Origin of the sequence: Aestuariimicrobium sp. Y1814 (genome assembly GCF_050113895.1) — a bacterium.
Classification (GTDB): domain Bacteria; phylum Actinomycetota; class Actinomycetes; order Propionibacteriales; family Propionibacteriaceae; genus Aestuariimicrobium.
This window is the reverse complement of the sequence record NZ_JBNJRW010000001.1, coordinates 132,281-154,296: the sequence shown is the minus strand read 5'-3', so window position 1 is coordinate 154,296 and position 22,016 is coordinate 132,281. Positions and strand designations below refer to the sequence as shown.

Annotated in this window: 21 protein-coding genes and 1 pseudogene; 6 read left to right on the top strand and 16 right to left on the bottom strand. The window is 69.2% G+C overall.

The window, feature by feature from the left end:
• Position 1 precedes the first annotated feature (1 nt).
• Together carA and ACQE3C_RS00735 are read right to left on the bottom strand one after the other, a co-directional pair.
• On the bottom strand, positions 2-1,150 hold the full coding sequence (gene carA, locus ACQE3C_RS00740) for a glutamine-hydrolyzing carbamoyl-phosphate synthase small subunit (protein ID WP_434537277.1): 1,149 nt from the start codon (positions 1,148-1,150) through the stop codon (positions 2-4).
• Between the two features lie 140 nt (positions 1,151-1,290).
• Positions 1,291-2,988 (bottom strand): dihydroxyacetone kinase family protein, encoded by a 1,698-nt coding sequence (locus tag ACQE3C_RS00735; RefSeq protein WP_434537276.1) that lies wholly within the window; start codon positions 2,986-2,988, stop codon positions 1,291-1,293.
• 196 nt (positions 2,989-3,184) lie between these two features.
• On the opposite strand from ACQE3C_RS00735, the gene ACQE3C_RS00730 reads away from it, so the two are divergent.
• The 4 genes from ACQE3C_RS00730 to ACQE3C_RS00715 all read left to right on the top strand — a co-directional run bounded on the left by ACQE3C_RS00730 (position 3,185) and on the right by ACQE3C_RS00715 (position 6,403).
• A complete protein-coding gene (locus ACQE3C_RS00730; RefSeq protein ID WP_434537275.1) occupies positions 3,185-4,225 on the top strand; it encodes an alcohol dehydrogenase catalytic domain-containing protein in 1,041 nt (346 codons plus the stop codon).
• Entirely contained in the window at positions 4,222-4,875 is a 654-nt protein-coding gene (locus tag ACQE3C_RS00725; protein WP_434537274.1) for a hypothetical protein, read from the top strand. Before ACQE3C_RS00730 ends, ACQE3C_RS00725 begins: the two co-directional genes overlap by 4 nt.
• A gap of 98 nt (positions 4,876-4,973) precedes the next feature.
• Positions 4,974-5,714: a hypothetical protein gene (locus ACQE3C_RS00720; protein WP_434537273.1), complete on the top strand. Its 741-nt coding sequence runs from the start codon at positions 4,974-4,976 to the stop codon at positions 5,712-5,714.
• A 221-nt stretch (positions 5,715-5,935) separates the two neighbouring features.
• Positions 5,936-6,403: a hypothetical protein gene (locus ACQE3C_RS00715; RefSeq protein WP_434537272.1), complete on the top strand. Its 468-nt coding sequence runs from the start codon at positions 5,936-5,938 to the stop codon at positions 6,401-6,403.
• Between the two features lie 11 nt (positions 6,404-6,414).
• Here the strand turns inward: ACQE3C_RS00715 and nusB are convergent, their stop codons facing one another.
• Both nusB and efp read right to left on the bottom strand, forming a co-directional pair.
• Complete coding sequence (gene nusB, locus ACQE3C_RS00710) at positions 6,415-6,888, bottom strand: transcription antitermination factor NusB (RefSeq protein ID WP_434537271.1); 474 nt, start codon at positions 6,886-6,888, stop codon at positions 6,415-6,417.
• Complete coding sequence (gene efp, locus ACQE3C_RS00705; protein WP_434537270.1) at positions 6,888-7,463, bottom strand: elongation factor P; 576 nt, start codon at positions 7,461-7,463, stop codon at positions 6,888-6,890. The genes nusB and efp overlap by 1 nt, the downstream gene beginning before the upstream one ends.
• Before the next feature lie 92 nt (positions 7,464-7,555).
• Here efp and ACQE3C_RS00700 point away from each other — a divergent pair, with 92 nt between their 5' ends.
• Positions 7,556-8,221, top strand: a complete 666-nt coding sequence (locus ACQE3C_RS00700) for a pentapeptide repeat-containing protein (protein WP_434537269.1) — start codon at positions 7,556-7,558, stop codon at positions 8,219-8,221.
• On the opposite strand, the gene ACQE3C_RS00695 is transcribed toward ACQE3C_RS00700, so the two are convergent.
• From ACQE3C_RS00695 to ACQE3C_RS00645, 11 genes and pseudogenes are all read right to left on the bottom strand, one after another.
• Complete coding sequence (locus ACQE3C_RS00695; protein ID WP_434537268.1) at positions 8,205-9,407, bottom strand: MFS transporter; 1,203 nt, start codon at positions 9,405-9,407, stop codon at positions 8,205-8,207. The genes ACQE3C_RS00700 and ACQE3C_RS00695 overlap by 17 nt on opposite strands.
• A 5-nt stretch (positions 9,408-9,412) precedes the next feature.
• Complete coding sequence (gene aroB, locus ACQE3C_RS00690; protein WP_434537267.1) at positions 9,413-10,489, bottom strand: 3-dehydroquinate synthase; 1,077 nt, start codon at positions 10,487-10,489, stop codon at positions 9,413-9,415.
• Positions 10,486-10,998 (bottom strand): shikimate kinase, encoded by a 513-nt coding sequence (locus ACQE3C_RS00685; RefSeq protein WP_434537266.1) that lies wholly within the window; start codon positions 10,996-10,998, stop codon positions 10,486-10,488. The genes aroB and ACQE3C_RS00685 overlap by 4 nt, the downstream gene beginning before the upstream one ends.
• Before the next feature lie 86 nt (positions 10,999-11,084).
• A pseudogene (aroC, locus tag ACQE3C_RS00680) lies at positions 11,085-12,290 on the bottom strand (chorismate synthase); the annotation flags it as partial.
• Between the two features lie 13 nt (positions 12,291-12,303).
• Positions 12,304-13,146: a shikimate dehydrogenase family protein gene (locus ACQE3C_RS00675; RefSeq protein ID WP_434537265.1), complete on the bottom strand. Its 843-nt coding sequence runs from the start codon at positions 13,144-13,146 to the stop codon at positions 12,304-12,306.
• Positions 13,140-14,252 carry an endolytic transglycosylase MltG gene (gene mltG, locus ACQE3C_RS00670; protein WP_434537264.1) on the bottom strand — a complete coding sequence of 371 codons (1,113 nt, stop codon included), beginning with the start codon at positions 14,250-14,252 and terminating at the stop codon, positions 13,140-13,142. The genes ACQE3C_RS00675 and mltG overlap by 7 nt, the downstream gene beginning before the upstream one ends.
• Entirely contained in the window at positions 14,249-14,683 is a 435-nt protein-coding gene (ruvX, locus tag ACQE3C_RS00665) for a Holliday junction resolvase RuvX (protein WP_434537566.1), read from the bottom strand. Before ruvX ends, mltG begins: the two co-directional genes overlap by 4 nt.
• A gap of 23 nt (positions 14,684-14,706) precedes the next feature.
• Positions 14,707-17,358: an alanine--tRNA ligase gene (gene alaS / locus ACQE3C_RS00660; RefSeq protein ID WP_434537263.1), complete on the bottom strand. Its 2,652-nt coding sequence runs from the start codon at positions 17,356-17,358 to the stop codon at positions 14,707-14,709.
• A gap of 109 nt (positions 17,359-17,467) precedes the next feature.
• Entirely contained in the window at positions 17,468-17,695 is a 228-nt protein-coding gene (locus ACQE3C_RS00655) for a hypothetical protein (RefSeq protein WP_434537262.1), read from the bottom strand.
• Between the two features lies 1 nt (position 17,696).
• Positions 17,697-18,089, bottom strand: coding sequence for a DUF948 domain-containing protein (locus ACQE3C_RS00650; protein ID WP_434537261.1), 393 nt, complete (start codon positions 18,087-18,089; stop codon positions 17,697-17,699).
• A 69-nt stretch (positions 18,090-18,158) separates the two neighbouring features.
• Positions 18,159-19,526 carry a replication-associated recombination protein A gene (locus ACQE3C_RS00645; RefSeq protein ID WP_434537260.1) on the bottom strand — a complete coding sequence of 456 codons (1,368 nt, stop codon included), beginning with the start codon at positions 19,524-19,526 and terminating at the stop codon, positions 18,159-18,161.
• 113 nt (positions 19,527-19,639) lie between these two features.
• Here ACQE3C_RS00645 and ACQE3C_RS00640 point away from each other — a divergent pair, with 113 nt between their 5' ends.
• Positions 19,640-20,173: a DUF4825 domain-containing protein gene (locus tag ACQE3C_RS00640; RefSeq protein WP_434537259.1), complete on the top strand. Its 534-nt coding sequence runs from the start codon at positions 19,640-19,642 to the stop codon at positions 20,171-20,173.
• 3 nt (positions 20,174-20,176) lie between these two features.
• Here ACQE3C_RS00640 and aspS read toward each other — a convergent pair whose 3' ends face one another.
• Complete coding sequence (aspS, locus tag ACQE3C_RS00635; RefSeq protein ID WP_434537258.1) at positions 20,177-21,997, bottom strand: aspartate--tRNA ligase; 1,821 nt, start codon at positions 21,995-21,997, stop codon at positions 20,177-20,179.
• Positions 21,998-22,016: the final 19 nt, after the last annotated feature.

The following is a 22,016-nucleotide window of genomic DNA, read 5'->3' as shown; positions in this document are numbered from 1 at the left end:
GTCAGTTGGTTCCTTCCGGGGAGCGTTCGGCCAGCAGGTCGACGAAGCGGTCGAACAGGTAGGCCGCGTCATGCGGGCCGGCCGCCGCCTCGGGGTGGTACTGCACCGAGAAGGCGCTCAGCGCCCCGGAGTCGTCACGCAGTTCCAGGCCTTCGACGACCTCGTCGTTGAGGCCGATGTGGCTGACCCGGGCGGTGCCGTAGGGGGTGGTGATGTCCTCGCCGAGCGGCGCGGCCACCGCGAAGCCGTGGTTCTGGCTGGTGATCTCCACCTTGCCGGTGGTCAGGTCCATCACGGGCTGGTTCACACCGCGGTGGCCGAAGGGCAGCTTGTAGGTGTCCAGGCCCAGCGCTCGTCCGAAGATCTGGTTGCCGAAGCAGATGCCGAAGTAGGGCCGCTGTTCGGCGAGCACCTGCTGCAGCAAAGTGATGACCTGGTCGGCGGCGGCGGGGTCGCCGGGGCCGTTGGAGAAGAAGACCCCGTCAGGGTTCAGCTCGCGGACCTGCTCGATGGTGGTGTCGGCGGGCAGCACGTGCACCTCGATGCCGCGCTGGGCCATCCGCTGGGGGGTCATCGCCTTGATGCCGAGGTCGATGGCGGCGACGGTGAAGCGCTTGTCCCCCACCGCGGGCACCACGTAGGGCTCGGCGGTGGTGACGTCGGCGACCAGGTTGGCGCCGCTCATCGCGGGCTGTTCGAGGACCCTGGCCAGCAGTGCCTCGGGGTCGGTCTCGGTCGAGGAGATGCCGACCCGCATGGAGCCCTTGTCGCGCAGGTGGCGGGTCAGGGCGCGGGTGTCGATGCCCTTGATGCCGACCACGCCCTGGCGCCGCAGTTCGTCCTCGAGCCCGTGGCTGGCGCGCCAGCTGGAGGTGACCCGGGCCGGGTCACGCACGACGAAGCCGGAGACCCAGATGCGGTCCGACTCGTGGTCGTCGGCGTTCCAGCCGGTGTTGCCCACGTGCGGGGCGGTCATCACGACCACCTGCTTGTGGTAGCTGGGGTCGGTCAGCGTCTCCTGGTAGCCGGTCATCGCGGTGGCGAAGACGGCCTCACCGAAACTCTCCCCCTCGGCACCGTAGGACTCCCCGTGGAAGCACCGGCCATCCTCCAGAACCAGAAGGGCCGGAATGGACGGGGGTGCTGTCATGGTGGGGTCCTCCCTGCAGGTAACGGCCAGAACACTATCAGTGCCGACACCCCCGATCGGGCGGCGACCGCGGGCGCGGAAAGGGGGCAGGACCGTCGCCGGTCCTGCCCCCTCGCCAGCTCCCAGCGGGCCCACTGGGTTCAGAGGGCCTTCTGGATCACCTCGATGATCTGGGTGAACGAGACCGCACCCGGGTCGGGGGTGCCGACCGACTTCTCACCGAGCGGGCGCGAGCGGCCGAGCTTGGCCACCAGCGGCTTGGTCGACTCCGCACCCTCGGCGGCAGCCCGGGCGGCGGCGGCGAGGCGCTCGGAGACGCTGCCACCGGCAGCCTGGAAGGCCTCGACGGCCGGCGCCAGGGCGTCGACCATGGTCTTGTCGCCGACCTGGGCGCCACCGAGGCGCTGGACGGCGTCGAGGGCGGCGCTCAGCGAGGCGCCGACTGCGTCCTCAGCCGGGGCGTCCTGGTCGCCGAGCACGGCACCGACGGCGGTCAGGATCGCACCCCACAGCGCACCCGAGGTGCCACCGGCACCGTCGGACCAGGCCTCACCGGCACCGGCCAGCAGGGTCTGGGCGCCGGCGCCCTTGCCGCCGAGTTCCTGGGCGGCCTTCAGCGCGGCCCGCGAACCGTTGGACATGCCGATGCCGTGGTCACCGTCACCGGCGACCGCGTCGATGCGGCCCAGTTCGTCCTTGGAGGCCTCCATGGTGTCGTGGATGGTCTCGAGCAGGGCGATCACCTGCTGGGCCACCTTCTGTGAGGCCTCCGAGCCCTGCTCGGTGACCTCGACGGCGGCAGCCTCGGCGTTCAGGACGGAGTCGTCGCGCTTGACCTCGCCGACCGAACCCTTGCGGTAGGCCGGGGCGTCGCAGGGGGCGTCCCAGTACTCGAGCAGTTCGTCGTCGACCCAGACCAGGGTCAGCGAGATGCCGGCCATGTCGAGGGAGGTGACGAACTCGCCTGACTCGAGGTCGACAACCTCGATGCCGGCGGCCTCCAGCCGGTCGGAGACGTTGCCGGCGACGACGAACATCTCCTCGTACTTGGTGGCGCCCAGGCCGTTGATGATGGCGACGACGCGCTTGCCGGCCTCGGCCGGGACGTCGTCGAGCAGGCCGTCGACCAGCGCCTTGGCGACCTCGTCGGCGGTGCCCAGGTCAGCCTCGGAGACACCGGGCTCACCGTGGATGCCCAGGCCGATGCCCATCTTGCCCTCGGGCACGGTGAACAGCGGGCCGTCGGCACCGGGCAGGGTGCAGCCGGCGAAGGCGACACCGAAGGTGCGGGTGGCGTCGTTGGCCTTGGCGAAGATCCGCTTGACCTCGTCGAAGTCCTTGCCCGCCTCGGCGGCGGCGCCGGCGATCTTGAAGGTCGGGAAGTCCCCGGCGATGCCGCGGCGCTTCTCCAGTTCGTGCTTGCCGCCCGAGGCGATGTCATCAGTGACGACCAGGGTGTCGGCCTGGATGCCCTCGGCGCGCAGGCGCTCGATGGCCTGGCCGAAGTGCAGCACGTCACCGGCGTAGTTGCCGAAGCCCATCAGCACGCCGGCGCCGCGTTCGGCGGCCTTCATGACCGAGTAGGCCTGCGCGGCCGAGGGCGAGCTGAAGATGTTGCCGCAGACGGCTCCGTCGGCGAAGCCCTGGCCGACCCAGCCGGCGAAGGCCGGGTAGTGGCCCGAGCCACCGCCGTAGACGACGGCAACCTTGCCCTGGTCGGTGGCGGTGGAGCGGACCACACCGCCGAAGACCGGCTTGACGTAACGCTTGTTGGCCAGCACGAAGCCACGCACGGCCTCGGCGGGGAACTCGGACGGAACGTTGACGAGACGCGTCATAAGGGAACCCTTTCAAAGGTGCTGGACACCGCAGCTGTGCGGCCCCAGGGTCTTGTGGGCATCGACTCGGCTGATGCCCACGAGCGACATTACAACGACAAGGGCGGGAACTTTCACATAGATCGTGATAATTCGATCAGTGGTCCACACCCCGGCCCGGGGACATACCCCGGCCCTGAGCACTAGGCTGCCAGCCATGGACATGAATGCCGCCGTGTTGCACAAAGTCGACGACCTTCGCCTGACCCAGGTGCCGGTCCCGGTCCCCGGGGCAGGTGAGGTGCTGCTCAAGATCGAGGCCAACACGATCTGCGGCACCGACCTGCGCTACATCTCCGGGGCCAAGACCACCGGGGTGCGTCCGGGAGTGATCATGGGCCACGAGTTCGCCGGGCGCATCGAGGCCGTCGGTGAGGGTGTCGAGGGTGTCCCGCTGGGGGCACAGGCCACCTGCTCGATCGTGCTGAGCTGCCTGCGCTGTGACCGCTGCATGGGTGGCCGCGAACACCTGTGCGAGAAACTGCGGCTGTTCGGCTCGGCCGTCGACGGGGGTCTGGCCGAGTACATGCTGGTGCCGCGTGAGGCGATGGATCACGGCAACCTGGTGCTGGTACCCCAGGAACTGCCGGCTACCATGCTGGCGCTGGCAGAGCCGGTCAGCTGCGTGCTGAACGGCGCCAACCAGGTCAACACCCAGCCCGGGGACACCGTGGTCGTGCTCGGTACCGGGCCGATCGGGCTGCTGCACATCGCGGTCGCCAAGCTGGCCGGGGCCACCACCATCATCGCCGGCGGTCGCGCCGGACGACTCGAGCCCGCCCTGGCCATGGGCGCCACCCATGCCTACGACCTGACCGGTGACGCGTTGACCAAGCAGGTCCTGGCCGACACCGGTGGCCGTGGCGCCGATGTGGTCATCGTGGCGGTGGGCAGCCTGCCGCTGGCCAACCAAGCCCTGGAAATGGCCGCGATCGGTGGCCGGGTCAACTACTTCGGCGGCTTCCCGAAGGGGTCGACGGTCGAGATGGACCCGAACCTGATCCACTACAACGAACTGGTGGTCACTGGCGGTTCGAACGCCCGCCGCGCCGATGTCGTCCAGGCCGTGAACCTGCTGTCGAGCGGACGACTCGAGGTCGCCCCCGTGGTCACCCACCAGTTCCCGCTGACCGAGCTCGACGCGGCACTCGAGGCCGTGCGGGAACGCCATGGGCTGAAGGTGGCGGTGCTTCCGTGAGGACGTGGGCGGCGGCGCTGGTCGCCGTGGCACTGCTGCTCAGCGGCTGCAGCGGCACCGAGGAGGAGACTGACCAGCCCGTGGCCACCATGCCCGCCGGGCAGCAGACCGACGAGAGCCTGGCGGCGCTGCTGCCCCGGGTGACCATCAATGGCCAGCCGCTGGAGGCCTTCCCGGTCGCCACGGTGCGTGAGGCCGGGGCCGCCTCACTGCCCGAGGTGACCCCCGAGGCCTGCAGTTTCGTCGCCACCGGCCTGCTCAACCCGATCCTCGACGGGACCCCCGGCGCGATGGCGTTGACCACGGCCCGGATCAATGTGACCCTGGTGGAGATGGGCACCGTCGAGGCCGCTCAGGAGATGATCGCCGAGCGTGACTTCGTCCTCGATTCAGGGCAGTGCAGCACCGTGACAGTCACCCAGTCAGGCACGCCGAGCCAGTCGACGATCAGCGAGGAGCAGGTCGGCGAGTCGGGCATGGAGCAGGCCAGGGCCCTGGTCTCCACGGCCACCGAGGACGGCCGGACGGCCAGTTCGGTGTCCCTGCTGGGGCGCAAGGGCAGCGTGCTGATCCTGGTCAACAACGGCGTCAAGAACGACGTGGAACCTTTGCGGCAGGTCGCCGAGCACCTCGCCGGGCAATTGCCCTGACCCGGCCCTGACCCCTCGATGCAGCAGAATGGTCCACGCCCCGCCACCGAGGGGGGTGTTTCGCCGCATCGCGGTGAACTGCTCGAGAGGAACTTCCGTTGACCCGTATTCGCAACCCTTTCTCGCTGCGCAGCGCCGCGGCCGGCCTGGCTGTCGTGGCCCTGCTCTCGGTCGCCGCGTGCAGCTCTGAGGAACCCACCACCTCCACCGCCCCCAGCACCTCGGCCACCGCCGAAACCTCGGCCGCCGAGACCACCGCCACCGAGACCACCGCAGCGGAGACCACCAGCGCCGAAACCACCGCCACCGAGACCGACGGCGAGTTCACCGACGAGTCCCTGGCCGCGATCCTCTCGCAGGTGACCATCGACGGCGCCACGGTGACCCCGATGCCCATCTCGCTGGTGCGCACCGGTGGTGCCGCTGCCGAGATCACCGTGGAGCCGGCTGCCTGCTCGTTCGCCGGGGAGGGCCTGCTGCCCTACATCAATGACAACCCCGCCGCGCTGGCCGCCCCCTCGGCGACCACCGGCATGTCCCTGGTGGCGCTGAGCGCGGCCGATGCCGACAAGCTGATCGCTGACCGCAATGCGCTGCTCGACAATCCCGAGTGCGCCAACGTCACCCTGACCACCGAGGGCCAGACCATCCAGTCGACGATCAAGTCGGAGGATTCCGACGGGTTCGGCATGGACTCGCCCCGGATCATGGTGAGCAACTCGGGCACCGGTGACCTGTACGGCTTCACCGCTCGCAAGGGCAACGTGATCGTGTCGGTCAACAGCCCCGACAAGGCCCAGATCGAGGCCGTCGCGACCCAGATCGCTGCCAACCTCTGAGCAGACTGAACCGGACGAGGGAGGGCCCATTGCGGGCCCTCCCTCGCTGTATGTCCGGGCTCCGGCATGGCCACTACCGCCGAGACCACGACCGCGACCAGCCCCGCCACCACGACAGCTGAATCAAGCCCGCAGACCACTGGGACCACCAGCGCCCCACCGCCATCCGACCCCAGGACCACACCGACGAGAGCCTGGCCGCAGTCATCAACAATCTCACCGTGGACGGCTCCCCCATGTCGGCGCTGCCGATCTCGCTGGTCCGCGACTCCAGCGTGGTGCCCGAGGTCGTCCCGGCCGAATGCCAGTTCATCGAGGACGGCCCGGTCGCCGACATCAAGGCGGGGGCGCCCGCGGCGGTCGGCCTCACCAACTCCGGGGTGGTGGTCAACCTGATGGCACTGGAAAGCGCAACCCGGGCAGCAGACACGGTGTTGCGGTTGGCCGAACTGACCAGTGACCCGCAGTGCGCGAGCTACACCACGAACGGGAAACCGGTGACCGTCTCGCCCGAGAAGACCGCGGTGAGCGGGCTCGACAATGCGCTGCGACTCACCATGGTCGAGGACGGCGACACCAACATCTCGATCACCGGCAACGTGGGCACTGTCGTCGTTGTCGTCGCCACCCCCGAGGCGCAGGGCCAGCACCTGGCGGACCTGGTCAACCAGGTACTCGCGCAGCTCTGAGGACGAAGGCCTCAGTCCTCGGCGAGGTCGGCCTCGTGGGTGCGGGTCACCTCGTCGAGCTCGAGCGGCTGCTGCCGGGTGACGCCCGAGAGCACGCCGTTGAGGAAGGCCGGGGACTCGTCGGTGGACAGTTCCCCGGCCAGCACCAGCGCCTCGGCGATGGCCACATTGGTCGGGGCGCTCTGGGTGATGATCTCGAAGGTGGCGATGCGCGCCAGCACCCGGTCGACACGCGCCATCCGGTCCAGGGACCAGTCGGCGTCCAGGGCCTGCTGCAGGCGCGCGTCGATCTCGTCACCGCGCGCCAGGACGCCCTCGATGAGGGTGATGGCGTACTCACGCAGCGGCGGCTCGGCGTCCAGCCGGGCCTCGGCCAGCAGCTGGTGCGGGTCGCTGCCCATCAGGTCGGCCTGGAAGAACAGGTCCAGGGCCTGCTTGCGGGCCTTCGTCCGGGCCGACAGTTTGGCAGGGCCGGGTCGTGACATCAGTTGCTGACGCGGCCGAGGTACTCACCGGTGCGGGTGTCGACCTTGACCTTCTCACCCGTGGTGATGAACAGCGGCACCTGGATCTCCTTGTCGGTCTCCAGGGTGGCGGGCTTGGTGCCGCCGGTCGAACGGTCACCCTGCAGCCCGGGCTCGGTGTAGGTGACCTCGAGCTCGACAGAAGCCGGCAGCTCGATGAACAGCGGGTTGCCCTCGTGCAGCGCGACGGTCGCCGACTGGTTGGCCAGCATGTAGTCCTTGGCGTCGCCGACGGTCTCGTCGGGGATGATGACCTGCTCGTAGCTGGTGTCGTCCATGAACACGAAGCCGGTGCCGTCGTGGTACAGGTACTGCATGTCGCGCCGGTCGACGGTGGCGGTGTCGACCTTGGTGTCGGAGTTGAAGGTCTTGTCGACGATCTTGCCGGTCAGCACGTGCTTGAGCTTCGAGCGGACCACGGTGTTGCCCTTGCCCGGCTTGTGGTGCTGGAACCAGATGACTTGCCAGAGCTGGCCGTCCAGGTCGAGCACCATGCCGTTCTTCAGGTCGTTGGTAGAAGCCACCGCTATCCTCATCTCGTCTTTGTCGCGTCGAGCCCGCGACAACCGCACCCGATTCTAGCGATCGGCGCCCAACTGGTCGAAATCCTCACCGCTACGGTGGTCGGGTGAGCACTGACACGGCCCCGAAGCCGCCTGCCCCACCTCGTCTGTCACACTTGCGTGAGCTGGCCAGCCTCGGCAGCGACGGGGTCGGCGACGACGACGTCCTGCTCGAGTTCGACGTGGCTGACGTCTTCCTGGACGCCCATTCGGTCGAGTTCGTCGAACTTGGCGAGTGCCACCTGCGCTCGGGGTCGATGGCTGACTCGTCCTGGTACAAGTGCACCTGGCGTGACCTGCGGCTGGACGCGATCGACCTGGCGAACACGTCGTTCGAGCAGGCGGCGTGGCGCCGGATCTCCCTGGCCGGGTGCCGGTTGACCGGCCTCGACCTGGCCGCGTCAACCTGTGAGGACATCGACATCGCCCAGGGCGTGCTGGAGGACGCGAACTTCCGGATGGCGTCGCTGCGCCGGGTCAGGTTCACCGGCACCCGGATGGCGGGGGTCGACTTCTCCAACGCGCAGGGCACCGACGTGGAGTTCATCGACTGCGACCTGACCGGCGCCCACTTCGACCACTTCCGCGCCGAGCGGGTCCGGCTGGAGAACTGCCGCCTCGACCAGGTCCAGGGGGTGGCCGGGCTGCGCGGTGCCAGCATCGCCACCCTCGACCTGCTGACCCTGACCGAGCAACTGGCCCAGGCGCTCGGGATCAGGCTTGAACGGTGATCCTGGTCTGCCGGGCCACCAGCCAGGGGCCGACCGCGAGCAGGGCCACCGCCCCGGTGACCGCGAACGCCCACTCGTAGCCGGCCCGGTCGGCGACCACCCCGATGAGGATGGGCCCACCGATCGCACCGGCATCCTGGGCCATCTGGAAGGTGGCCAGCACCTTGCCGCCGGCACGCTCCTGGCCGACCACGTCGGCCACGGCCGCCTGCTGGGCCGGGTTGAGCAGGCCGGCACCGACCCCTGACAGTCCCGAGAGCACCAGCAGCGAGGCCAGTCCGGTGACCAGGCCGAGCGCACCCAGGGTCAGTGCGGTCACCACCAGCCCGACCAGCACCAGCGGACGACGGCCCACCGTGTCGGACAGGGAACCGCTGAACTGCAGGGTGATTGCGGTGCCCACCGCCGCCAGGGCCAGGGCCACGCCGGCCACCCACGTGTCGTCGTGCACCGCCACCGCCAGCTGCGGCAGGATCGCTGCGCGCACGCCGAAGTTGCACCAGCCGTTCGCGAAGGCCGAGGCGAGTGCCGCCCGGTAGGTGGACGAGGACAGTGCCTCCGACAGCAGCATCGGCGGCTGGGCAGCGGCATCGGCGGGCGGCCGCAGGTGCGCCCCTGACAGCCGGGTGCCGACCACCAGGGTGGCCACCACCAGCGCGGCGGCGTAGACGACGAAGGGCACCCGCAGCCCGAACACGGCCAATCCGCCACCGGCGAGCGGGCCGATCATGCCGCCGACCAGGAAGGCCGAGGCGTAGGCGGAACTGACTCGTCCGCGGATCGACGGCGGCGCCAGCCTGACCAGCAGTGCCATCGCCGAGACGGTGAACATGGTCGAGCCGATGCCGCCCAGCCCCCGCAGGACCAGCAGCTGCCAGTACGACTGGGCGAAGGCGGTGGCCAGCGACGAGGCGGCCACGATCAGCAGGCCGGTCATGTACACCGGCCGCTCCCCCAGCCTGGTGACCAGGGCCCCACCGGCGGGGGCGAACAACAACCGGAAGAAGGCGAACGCCGAGACCACCACCGACGCGGCCGCCACGCCGACGTCGAAGCTGCGGGCGAAGGCCGGCAGCACCGGTGAGATCAGGCCGTAGCCGATGGCGATCACGAAGCCGGCGGCGACCAGTACCCAGATCTCGGACGGGATCGACTGCCGGGGCTGCTGCACGGGTGGTGCGGCCACAGGCATCAAGCCGTGGGGTTCAAGGTGGCGAAACAGTCAGTGAGCAGGGTTTCTTCCGGGGCGTCGATCATCGCGACGCTGCCGACCTCGCTGATGCCCACGAACCGCAGGGTGTTGCCGCGGGCCTTCTTGTCCAGGCTCATGGCGGCCCGCAGCGGGGCCCAGTCACCGGTGTAGGTGGTGGGCAGCCCGACGCTGGCCAGGGCGGCGCGCTGCTGCTCGACGACGGCTTCCCCCAGGCCCAGAGTGCGGGCCGACAGCTCGGCGGCGAAGACCATGCCGACGCTGATCGCCTCCCCGTGGCGCCATTCGAAGCCGTGCTGCTTCTCGATGGCGTGACCGAGGGTGTGGCCGTAGTTCAGGGCCTCACGGCCGACGCGGGTGCCGACCGAGGTGGTCTCCTTGAGGTCGGCCGAGACGGTGTCGGCCTTGACCACCACGGCGCGGCGCACCAGTTCGGCGAACCGGACCGAGGCCGGGTTGAGCGAGTCGGCCGGGTCCTGGGCGACCAGTTCGAGGATCCGTGGGTCGGCGATGAACCCGCACTTGATCACCTCACCCAGGCCGGAACGGATGTCGGCCTCGGGCAGGCTGGTGAGCACGTCGAGGTCGCACAGCACCGCGCGCGGTTCGTGGAAGGCGCCGACCAGGTTCTTGCCGGCGGGAATGTTGATGCCGGTCTTGCCGCCGACGGCGGCATCGACCATGCCCAACACGGTGGTGGGCACCGAGATGAAGGCGATGCCGCGCAGCCAGGTGGCGGCCACGAACCCGGCGACGTCGGTGGTCGCCCCCCCGCCCAGCCCGACGACCAGGTCGTTGCGGGTGAACCCGGCGCGGGCCAGTTCGTCCCAGCAGTGGACCAGGGTGGCGGCGGTCTTCGCGTCCTCGGCGGCGGGCACCTCCACCAGCAGCGGTGCGGGCACCTGCTGGGCGATGTGGTGGGCCTGGTCGGCCAGCACGGCCGGGTGGATGATCGCGGTGCGGGTGGCATCACCTACCAGCTCGGGCAGCCGGTCCAGGGCGCCGGGGGCGATGTGCACCTGGTAGGGGCTGGCGGTGCGCACGTCGATGGTGGTCATTGCTGCTCCTTCGCGGACGACACCTCAGCGACCAGCTGGTCGACGATCTCGTCGGGCTTGAGGTCGGTGGTGTCGATGGTGATGTCGGCGACCTCGCGGTAGAAGGGTTCGCGTTCGGCCAGCAGCTTCTCGAGGTTCTTGCGCACGTCGCCCAGCAGCAGCGGACGCATGACGTTCATGCCGACCCGACGGGTGGCGTGGGTGACCGAGATCTGCAGCCAGCAGGTGCGGTGGTCTGCCAACGCCGCGCGGATGTCGGGGTTCAGCACTGCCCCGCCACCCAGGCTGACCACTGCCTCGCGCTGGATCAGTGCCAGAGTGGCCTCGCGTTCCAGCCGGCGGAACTCCGGTTCGCCATCGTCGACGAAGATCTCGCCAATCCGTTTGCCGGTGCGTTCCTCGATGGCGGCATCCACGTCGATGAACTCAACGCCCAGACGCTCGGCCAGCAGTTCGCCGACGGTTGATTTGCCGGAAGCAGGAGCCCCGACCAGGACCAGGATGCTCATCACTCATCCCCCGCTGCCGGGTGCCCGGCGGCCACGCCACCGTCGGCCAACTGCGCGCCGTCCTGGTCAGGGTCGACCTCGCCGCCGACCTGCAGCCGCCGCTCGGCGATGCGGGCCAGGTAGGCGTCCAGGTTGCGGCGGGTCTCAGCCACCGAATCGCCGCCGAACTTCTCCAGGGCAGCCTCAGCCAGCACCAGCGCCACCATCGCCTCAGCGACCACACCAGCGGCCGGCACCGCACAGACATCGCTGCGCTGGTGGTGGGCGCTGCCGGCCTCACCGGTGCGCACGTCAATGGTGCGCAGGGCCCGCGGAATGGTCGAGATCGGCTTCATCGCAGCACGCACCCGCAGCACCTCGCCCGTGCTCATGCCGCCTTCGGTGCCACCGGAATGGCCGGAGACTCGGCGCACCCCGCCGTCGGTGTTGACGATCTCGTCCTGTGCCTTCGAGCCGCGGGTACGGGCCAGGTCGAAACCATCACCCAGTTCGACACCCTTGATCGCCTGGATGCCCATCAACGCCCCGGCCAGTCGTCCGTCGAGACGCCGGTCGCCCTGGCTGTGCGAGCCCAGACCCGGCGGCAGGCCCCAGGCCAGCACTTCGACGACACCGCCCATGGTGTCGCCCTCCTTCTGGCAGGCCTCGACCTCGGCCAGCATCAGCGCAGAGGTGTCCGGGTCCGCGCAGCGCAGGTCGTCAGCGTCGATTCGGTCACGGTCGTCGAAGGTCAAGGCGGACGAGATCTGTCGCTGCCTATCCGCCGGCACAGCGATCGGGCCAAGTTCGACGACGTGGCTCAGGATGGTGATGCCGAAGGTCTGCTGCAGGAAGGCTTTGGCGACCGCACCCAGGGCCACCCGGGCAGCGGTCTCACGAGCAGAGGCGCGTTCCAGGATCGGTCGGGCCTCGTCGAAGTCGAATTTCTGCATGCCGACCAGGTCGGCGTGGCCGGGTCGGGGCCGGGTCAGCGGCGCGTTGCGGGCCAGCTCGGCCAGCACCTCGGGGTCGACCTCACCGGGGTTCATCACCTGTTCCCACTTGGGCCATTCGGTGTTGCCGATCATGATCGCGATCGGGGAGCCGAGGGTCTCGCCGTGGCGCAGACCGGTCAGCAGGGTGACCTCGTCGGCCTCGAACTTCATCCTGGCACCGCGCCCAACGCCGAGGCGGCGGCGGCGCAGTTCGTCAGCGATCTGCTCGGTGCCGACCCTGACATGGGCGGGAATCCCCTCGATCGTGGCGACCAGCGCCTGGCCATGGGACTCACCGGCAGTCAGGTAACGAAGCATGTGGTCCAGTCTGTCAGACCCCGCCGACAGCTCCGTGCGCTGACCGTCGCGCGAGCTCGTCCAGGCCGGCCCGCAGCAGCGTGTCCAGGTCGATGTCCAGCCCGGTCATCAGCTGAACCTGGTCGACGGCCTGCCCGGCCAACAGGTGCAGCCCGCTCAGAATCGGGGTGCCGGTCGACTCGGCGGCCTGGCCGAGCGGCGTGGGCCAGGGGTCGTAGACGGCGTCGAACAGCAGTTCGGCGGTGCCGGCCAGTCGTTCGGCGTGCTCGGCGATGCCGCTGGTGGGGATGGTCGAGAACACCAGGTCCGCCGCGGGTGGGGTGTGCCCCAGCGGCAGGATGGTGACCTCGACGCCGACTGCTCGTCCGAGGTCTGCCATGCCGGTGGCCCGCTCGGGGCGCCGGGCCAGCACCGTGGCGCGCCGCGCGCCAAGCCGGGCAGCGCCGACCAGCCCGGAGCGGGCAGTGGCGCCATTGCCAACGATGGTGATCGCCTCGATGCCGTCGCGCTGCAGGTGCACAGCGTTCACCACGCCGGCGACGTCGGTGTTGTGCACCGTCGGCGACTCACCCAGCACCAAGGTGTTGCCGGCGCCGGTGAGCGTGACGACCTCGTCCGGGCTGCCGAAGGCGATGATCGCCTCCTTGTGCGGCATCGTCACGCTGAGCCCACGCCAAGGCTTGTCAAGACCGCGGACGAAGCCGTCGAGCTGGTCGGGGGCGACGTCGTGCCACTGGTAGTCCCAGTCAAGACCGAGGGCCGCGTAGGCGGCCCGGTGCATCGCCGGGGACAGGGAGTGGTGCGCCGGGTGTCCGATGACCGCACAGACCCGGCCGCCGCCGTGGGGGCTCAGCACTTTCCCTGGTTGGCCTGGCACCAGGCCAGGAACTTCGCGCGCGACCTCTCGTGCCCCTCGAAGGTCGTATTGAACTCGGTCTCGCCAGTGCTGGGGTCGACCACCACGAAGTACAGGTAGTCGTGCTGGGTCGGGTTCAGCGCAGCGGTGAGGGCCTCCTGACCGGGGTTGCCGATCGGGCCGGGCGGGATTCCGGGGTACTTGTAGGTGTTGTAAGGGCTGTCGACGGCGCGTTCCTCATCGGTGGTGGTCAGCCGCCCCTTGATGTTGTTGGCGTAGACGACCGTGGCGTCCGACTGCAGCGGCATGTTCTTGGCGATGCGGTTGTAGAAGACCTGGGTGACCATCGCCATATCGGTGCCGATGGCTTCCTTCTCGGCGATGGAGGCGATGGTCAGCGCCTGCATCGGGGTGAGCCCCAGGCTGGTGGCACGGTCCTCGAAGTTGAGCTCGGTGGTGACCTTGGTGAACTGGGCGACCTGGGCGGTGAGCAGTTCCTGGGCGGTGGGGGTGTCATCGACCTGGTAGGTCTCGGGGTACAGGAAACCCTCGGCCTTGTTCCCAGCCCAAGCGGGCAGGCCCAGCGCCTTCGGGTCCTTGCCGAGCGCCTCCAGGTCGGCCTGCTTGATCTCCGGGATGGCCTTGGTGATCAGTGGCCATTGGTCGGTCATCCGCAGGCCCTCAGGGATGGTCACCATCACCCTGATCACCTCATTGGGATCGGACAGGATGGCGGCGGCAGCGGCGGCAGGCATCTGCTGATTCAGGTTGTACCTGCCGGCCTGGAAGGTCGGTTCAGCGCCAAGCTTGGCCACGGCGGACTTCCAGGCCTTCTCGGACTTGATGATCTCCTCCTCGACCAGCAGCGCACCGATCTGGTTCACCGAGGCGCCCTGGGGCACGGTGAAGACCACCGGTTCGCCCTGCACCGAGAGGTAGTCATCCTCCGACTTGTAGTCGAGGTAGGCGTCACGCACCGTCTTGTAGCCGAACCAGCCCATGCCGACCAGCACGGCGACGCTCAGCAGCACCGCGAAGGCGCTCTTGGCGTGGTACAGGATCTTCTTCCAGTTGGGACCCTGATTCTCGACGAACAGTCCGCTCACTCTTGCCTCCTGGGTGGGTGCCCGCCTCGGCGACGAGATTCCAGTGCATGTTCAAGGATGCCCACTGCAGCCATCTGGTCGATGATCCCGCGCCGGGCACGGGAGTCCTTTCCCGCGTCGGCAAGTTTACGTGAGGCCTCAGCAGTACTCATCCGTTCGTCGACCAGCACCACCGGAACGGGTGCGATCGCAGCCTCCAGGTCGGCGAGTTGGGCGCGCAGCCCGTCGACCGCGGGACCCTCTCGTCCGGCCAGGTTGCGGGGCCAGCCGAAGACCACCTCGACCGGTTCATACTCGGCGACCAGCGCCAGGATGCGGCGCAGCGGCTGGTCCTTGGCGTTCACCGTCTCAACCGGGTAGGCCAGCACCCCGTCGGGGTCGCAGGCCGCGACGCCTATGCGCGCCTTGCCCCAGTCGAGGGCAAGGCGCACACCGCGTTGTTCGGACAGTCCGCTCAACGGCCCGCCAGGTCCGCCTCGATGGCGGCCAGCGCAGCGGGGGCGCCGCTGGCGTCGGTACCGCCACCTTGGGCCAGGTCGTCCTTGCCACCGCCCTTGCCGCCGAGCAGCGGGGCGGCCAGACCGACCAGCGCGCCGGCCTTGATGCCTGCGTCGCGGGCGCCGGGGGTGGTGGCGACCACGATGGCCGGCTTCTCGGCGGTGCCGCCGACCAGCGCGACGACGGCGGCCTGCTCAGTGACTCGTCCGCGCAGGTCGGTGGCCAGGGTGCGCAGGTCACCGGCAGCGACGCCGTCGAGTTGCTTGCTGACCAGCAGCACCGGCCCGACGGTACGGGCCGAGGCGATGATCTCGCCGGCGCCGGCGGCCAACTGCTGGGCCTTCAGCTCGGCGATCTGCTTCTCGGCATCCTTGAGTTGGGCAACCAGCTTGCCGACGCGGTCGGTGAGCTGGTCGGGCTGCACCTTGAGGATGTCGGACAGGCCGTGGACCAGCGCCCGCTCACCGGCCAGGTGCTTGAAGGCGTCGGTGCTGACCAGCGCCTCGACCCGTCGGGTGCCCGAACCGATGGACTGCTCGCCGAGCAGGGTGAGCATGCCGATCTCGCTGGTGCGCTGCACGTGGGTGCCACCGCACAACTCGCGGCTCCAGGGGCCGGCCAGTTCGACCATGCGGACGATCGGGGGGTACTTCTCCCCGAACATCGCCATGGCGCCCAGTTCCTTGGCCTCTTCCAGCTTCAGCTGGGTGTCGGTGACCTCGAAGTTGTCGCGGATGGCGGTATTGGCGCGTTCTTCGATCTCTGCCTTCAGCTGGTCGGACAGTCCGTGCTGGGCGGAGAAGTCGAACCGCAGGTAGCCGGGCTTGTTGTAGGAACCGGCCTGGGTGGCGTTCTTGCCGACCAGTTCGCGCAGTGCGGCGTGGATGATGTGGGTGGCGGTGTGGGCCTGGCTCGCCGCGATGCGGTTCGCGCCGTCGACCTGGGCCAGTACCTCATCGCCGACGACCAGGTCACCGGTCGCCTCGACTGAATGGACGACCAGACCGGGCACCGGCCGCTGCACGTCGACGACCTCCAAGGCGAAGCCACCGGCCTGGATGGTGCCGGTGTCGGCGTCCTGACCACCGGCCTCGGCGTAGAAGGGGGTCTCCTCCAGCACGACCTCGACCACGGCGCCGGCCGGGGCGTGGTCCACCAGCACCCCGTCGTGGATGATGCCGCGCACCTTGGTGGGGACGCTGAGTTCGGTGTAGCCCAGGAAGGGGGTCTCACCCCGGTCCCGCAGCTCACGGAAGACCTCGGTGGAGACCCCACCGGTCCGCTTGGCCTTGGCGTCGGCCTTCGCCCGCGCACGCTGCTCGTCCATCAGTTCGACGAAGCGCTGGCGGTCGACCTGCAGGCCCTGCTCCTCGGCCATCTCGAGGGTGAGGTCGATCGGGAAGCCATAGGTGTCGTGCAGCTGGAAGGCCTGCTCACCGCTGACGGTGCTCGACTTCTGCTCACGCACCTGCTTCACGGCGGTGTCGAACAGCTGGCTGCCCTGGGTGAGGGTGCGGCGGAAGGTCTCCTCCTCGGCGGTGGCCACCGAGAGCACCCGATCCCACTGGGTCTCAACCTCCGGGTAGCCCTCACGCATCAGGTCGTGGCTGATGGTCAGCAGTTCCCCGACCACCGGTTCGTGGACACCCAGCAGCCGCATGGCGCGGATGCTGCGGCGCAGCAGGCGGCGCAGCACGTAGCCGCGCGCCTCATTGCCGGGGTGCACCCCGTCGGTCATCAGCATCAGCGAACTGCGGATGTGGTCGCCGACCACGCGCAGGCGGATGTCATCGGCCTCGTCGACGCCGTACTTCTTGCCGGCCAGTTCCCCCGCGCGCTGGATGACGGGGAAGACCTGGTCGGTCTCGTACATGTTGCCGACGCCCTGCAGCAGGTAGGCCACCCGCTCCAGGCCCATGCCGGTGTCGATGTTCTTGCTGGGCAGCGGGCGCAGCACGTCGAAGTCGTCCTTGGCGCGCACGTGGGACAGTTCCTCGGTCTGGAAGACCAGGTTCCAGATCTCCAGGAAGCGGTCCTCGTCGGCCTCGGGGCCACCGTCGGGCCCGAACTCGGGGCCACGGTCGACGTAGATCTCCGAGCAGGGGCCGCCGGGGCCGGGGATGCCCATGTGCCAGTAGTTGTCCTTCAGGCCGCGTTCCTGGATGTGTTCGCGGGGCACGCCGACCTTCTGCCACAGGTCGATGGTCTCCTGGTCACCGTGCAGGGCGGTCACCCAGATCTTGCCGGGGTCGAAGCCGTAGCCACCGTTGTGCTGCTCGTTGGTGACCAGTTCCCAGGCGTACTCGATCGCTTCGGCCTTGAAGTAGTCACCGAAGGCGAAGTTGCCGTTCATCTGGAAGAAGGTGCCGTGCCGGGTGGTCTTGCCGACCTCTTCGATGTCGAGGGTGCGCACGCACTTCTGCACGCTGGCAGCTCGGGTGAAGGGGGCAGCTTCCTCGCCGGTGTAGTACGCCTTGAACGGCACCATGCCTGCGTTGACGAACAGCAGGGTGGGGTCGTTGTAGAGCAGCGATGCGCTGGGCACGATCGTGTGCTCCTTGGACTCGAAGTAGTCCAGGAAGCGACGTCCGACGTCGGCGGCCTTCATGGTGGATCCTCTGGGGGTCGGTGCGAGCGGCCACCGCGGTGGCGGCAGCCTTGTCAATCCTAGACGCAGCGGCCGTCAGGGTCTCGCGCATTCCGGGGCGGTCCGGGGATCAGCCCTTCTCCATGCCGAGTTCGGTGCGCAGTTCGTCCTCACGCTCAACCATGGATTCCTGCACGGTGGTGATGAACTCCCCCACCTGGTCGACGAGCTGGCTGAACTTCTGGCTCGCTGATTCCTGCAGGTGCTGCGGGGTGGCCTTGCGGGCCAGTTCGCGGCCCTTCACGACCACGAAGACGGTGACGCCGACACCCAGGACGAAGAAGACGAACCTGCCCATGTCACTTCGCCCGCTTCACGGGCTTGCCCGACTTGCCCTTGAGGGCATTGCGGACGCCGTAGCTGAAGGCGGCCGTCTTGACCAGCGGGCCGCCGAGGGTGGCGGCGAACAGCTGGCTCATCTGCGCGGCCTGCTCAGCCACCACGGTGGCATTGGTCGAGACCTTCGACAGGTCTTCGGTGACCAGCGACAGCTTCGCGATCTCGTTGTTGGTCTCGGTGACGGTGCCGCGCAGTTCCACCAGGATCGGCACGGAGTTGTGGCCGACATCGCGCACCAGCAGGCGCGTCTCCTCCAACACCCGGCCGAGCTTCAGCAGCGGCACCGCCAGGAAGGCGACCAGGGCAACGGCGGCGATCGCGGCGATCAGCGCGGCAATGCTTCCGAGGGACATGCGAGCTCCGTTCGTGGGGGGCGTCTGACCGGCACAACTCTAGCGGGGTCACGTCGTGGCCGGACGCAGTCAGTCCCGTTCCCGGCCGAGCAGCTTGTCGAGGTCGTCCACCAGGGTCTGCAGGGTGGCCTCGTTGCCGTGGTCGGTGGGCCGGTAGTACCGCGCCCCGGTCAGCTCGTCGGGCAGGTATTGTTGGCGGGCGACCGCGTTGGGGGCGTCGTGGGCGTACTGGTAGCCCTGGCCGTGGCCGAGTTTCTCGGCGCCGGCGTAATGGGCGTCGCGCAGGTGCGGCGGCACCTGCCCGATCCGCCCGGCCCGCACATCGGCCAGGGCGGCGTCGATGGCCAGGTAGACGGCGTTGGACTTCGGTGCCAGGGCGGCCGCGACGGTGGCCTGGGCCAGGTTCAGCCGGGCTTCGGGCATGCCGATCAGCTGCACGGCCTGGGCGGCCGCGACGCAGGTCTGCAGTACCGAGGGCGCGGCCATCCCGACGTCCTCACTGGCCAGCACCACCAGCCGGCGGGCGATGAAGCGGGGGTCCTCCCCGGCCTCGATCATCCGGGCCAGGTAGTGCAGGGCTGCGTTCACGTCGGAGCCGCGCACCGACTTGATGAAGGCACTGATCACGTCGTAGTGCTGGTCGCCGTCCTTGTCGTAGCGCATGGCGGCGCGGTCGACGGCCTTCTCGACGATCGGTGCGGTGATCAGCGTCGAGCCGACGGCCTCCGCACCAGCGGCGGCCTCCTCCAGGAAGGTCAGCGAGCGACGCGCGTCACCACCGGCGAGCCGGACGATCGAGGCCCGCGCCTCGTCGTCGAGTTCGAAGGCGCCGGCCAGGCCCCGCTCATCGACCAGGGCCCGCTCGACCAGCGTGGTGATGTCGGCATCGGTCAACGGTTTGAGGGTCAGCAGCAGCGAGCGTGACAGCAGCGGTGAGATCACCGAGAACGACGGGTTCTCGGTGGTGGCGGCGATCAGGGTCACCAGCCGGTTCTCCACCGCCGGCAGCAGCACGTCCTGCTGGGACTTGCTGAACCGGTGCACCTCGTCGACGAACAGCACGGTCTGGGTGCCGCGGGCCAGTTCGCGGCGGGCGGTGTCGAGTTCGGCGCGCACTTCCTTCACCCCGGCCGTCACGGCCGAGAGTTCAACGAAGCGGCGCCGGGTCGACTGGCTGACCACCGCGGCGATGGTGGTCTTGCCGACCCCGGGTGGGCCCCACAGGAACACCGACATCGCCGCGGTGCCGCCGGCCAGCCGCCGCAGCGGTGAGCCGGGGCCCAGCAGGTGCTGCTGGCCGACGATCTCGTCCAGCGTGCGGGGGCGCATGCGCACCGCCAGCGGCAGGTGGCTGCCCGCCGCCCCGGACAGGGACCCGCCGGCCACCGCGGTCGCGGGAATCAGCGGGTCATCGGCATTGCCGAACAGGTCAGTCACACGGCAAGTGTAGGAGTCAGCCCCCGGCACCAGCTCACGGTCCGACCTTCACCGGGTCACGCGCAGACCACCGACCGATCCGCGGGACACCCCGCCCCGACCAGACTGGGGCCATGATCACCCGCCGCGACCTCGCCCTTCGTCTCGCCCCGCTGCTGCTCATGGGGGTGGTGACCACCACGGGCTGCACCATCCTGACCGGAACCGACGAACCGCCGGCACCCACTGACCCGAACACCCCCACCTCCGAGGCGATTGATGCACCGGCCCTGTTCGAGGCCAAGACCGACCACCTCGGCGACAACAGCCGGGTGATCCAGGTGGTCGACGCCACCAGGGTCTCGCTGCTGGGCACCCGGACGATCGCACTGCTGACCGACCAGGCCCCGCTCACCCTGGCGATCGCGCTCACCAACCCGGCACTGGACGATGCCGACCTGCTCGCCCAGCGTCTGCGTGAGCGTGCGGTGCTCATGCTGGCCTGCATCAGCAATGCCGATGCCGTCAGCTGGACGATCGAGGGACCCTCGCCGAACCAGGGGTCACTGACCCGAACTGAGGCCGACAAGTTGCTCGGGGTGCCGGTGCGCACCTACGCCACCAGCGCCGACCGACTCCGCAAGCTTGCCGTCCTCGTCCAGCAGTGATGCTCAGGCCTGGGCCGCAGCCTCGGTGGCCGCAGCCGCCTCGGCGTCCTTCTTCTTCTCGGGCTTGACGTCGACACCGGCCTCCCGGCGCTGCTGCACGGTGATCGGTGCCGGTGCCTGCGTCAGCGGGTCATAGCCATTGCCGGTCTTCGGGAAGGCGATCACCTCGCGGATCGAGTCCAGCCCGGCCAGCAGCATGACGATGCGATCCCAGCCGAAGGCGATGCCACCGTGCGGCGGCGCGCCGAAGGCGAAGGCGTCCAGCAGGAAGCCGAACTTCTCCTGGGCGGTCTCGGCGTCGATGCCCATCACCTTGAAGACCCGCTCCTGCACGTCGCGGCGGTGGATACGAATCGAGCCACCACCGATCTCGTTGCCATTGCAGACCATGTCGTAGGCATAGGCCAGGGCCTCGCCCGGGAAGGTGTCGAAGGTGTCCAGGTATTCCGGCTTGGGCGAGGTGAAGGCGTGGTGCACGGCGGTCCAGGCGCCCTCACCGACCGCGACGTCACCCGAGGCAACCGCCTCGCTGGCCGACTGGAACAGCGGGGCGTCGACGACCCACACGAAGCTCCACGCCGACTCGTCGATCATGCCGACCCGCTTGGCGATCTCGACCCGGGCAGCACCCAGCAGTTCCTGGCTGGCGGTGCGGGCCCCGGCGGCGAAGAAGATGCAGTCGCCGGGCTTGGCGCCGGTCGCGGCGGCCAGGCCGTCGCGCTCGGCGTCGGTGAGGTTCTTGGCGACCGGCCCACCCAGCTCACCCTCGGGCGAGATGGTGACATAGGCCAGGCCCTTGGCCCCGCGCTGCTTGGCCCATTCCTGCCAGGCATCGAAGGTGCGGCGCGGCTGGTCGGCGCCACCGGGCATCACCACGGCGCCGACATAGGCCGCCTGGAAGACCCGGAAACCGGTCTCGGCGAAGTACTCGGTCAGCTCGGTGATCTGGTTCTCGAAACGCAGGTCGGGCTTGTCGGAGCCGTACTTGTCCATCGCGTCGGCGAAGGTGATCCGCGGGAAGGGGGTGGGCAGGTCGACACCCTTGAGCGCCCAGATCTCCTTGACGACGGCCTCGCCGAGCTCGATCACGTCGTCCTGGTCGACGAAGCTCATCTCGATGTCGAGCTGGGTGAACTCGGGCTGGCGGTCGGCGCGGAAGTCCTCGTCGCGGTAGCAGCGGGCGATCTGGTAGTAGCGCTCCATGCCGGCCACCATCAGCAGCTGCTTGAACAGCTGCGGGCTCTGCGGCAGTGCGTACCAGGAGCCCGGGGCCAGGCGGGCCGGCACCAGGAAGTCGCGGGCACCCTCGGGGGTCGAGCGGGTCAGCGTCGGGGTCTCGATTTCGACGAAGTCACGCTCGCCCAGCACCTTGCGGGCCGCGGCGTTGACCTTCGAACGCAGTCGCAGCGCCTCGCCCTGCTGGGGCCGGCGCAGGTCGAGGTAGCGGTGGCGCAGGCGCGCCTCCTCACCGACGGTGACCCGCTCGTCGATCTGGAAGGGCAGCGGCGCCGAGGGGTTCAGCACCTCCATGCTGGTGATGGCCACCTCGATCTCGCCCGAGGGCAGGTCGGGGTTCGCATTGCCCTCGGGGCGCAGCTCGACCACGCCGTCGACGCGGATGCAGAACTCGTTGCGCAGGTCGTGGGCGCCGGAGGCCTCCAGCAGTTCGTCACGGATGACCACCTGGCAGACGCCGGAGGCATCACGCAGGTCGATGAAGGCGACCCCTCCGTGATCGCGTCGACGCCCGACCCACCCCGCCAGGGTGACGGTCTGGCCCTCGTGCTCGGCGCGCAGCGAGCCGGCCTGATGTGTTCTGATCACGGATATTCCCTTCTGATGC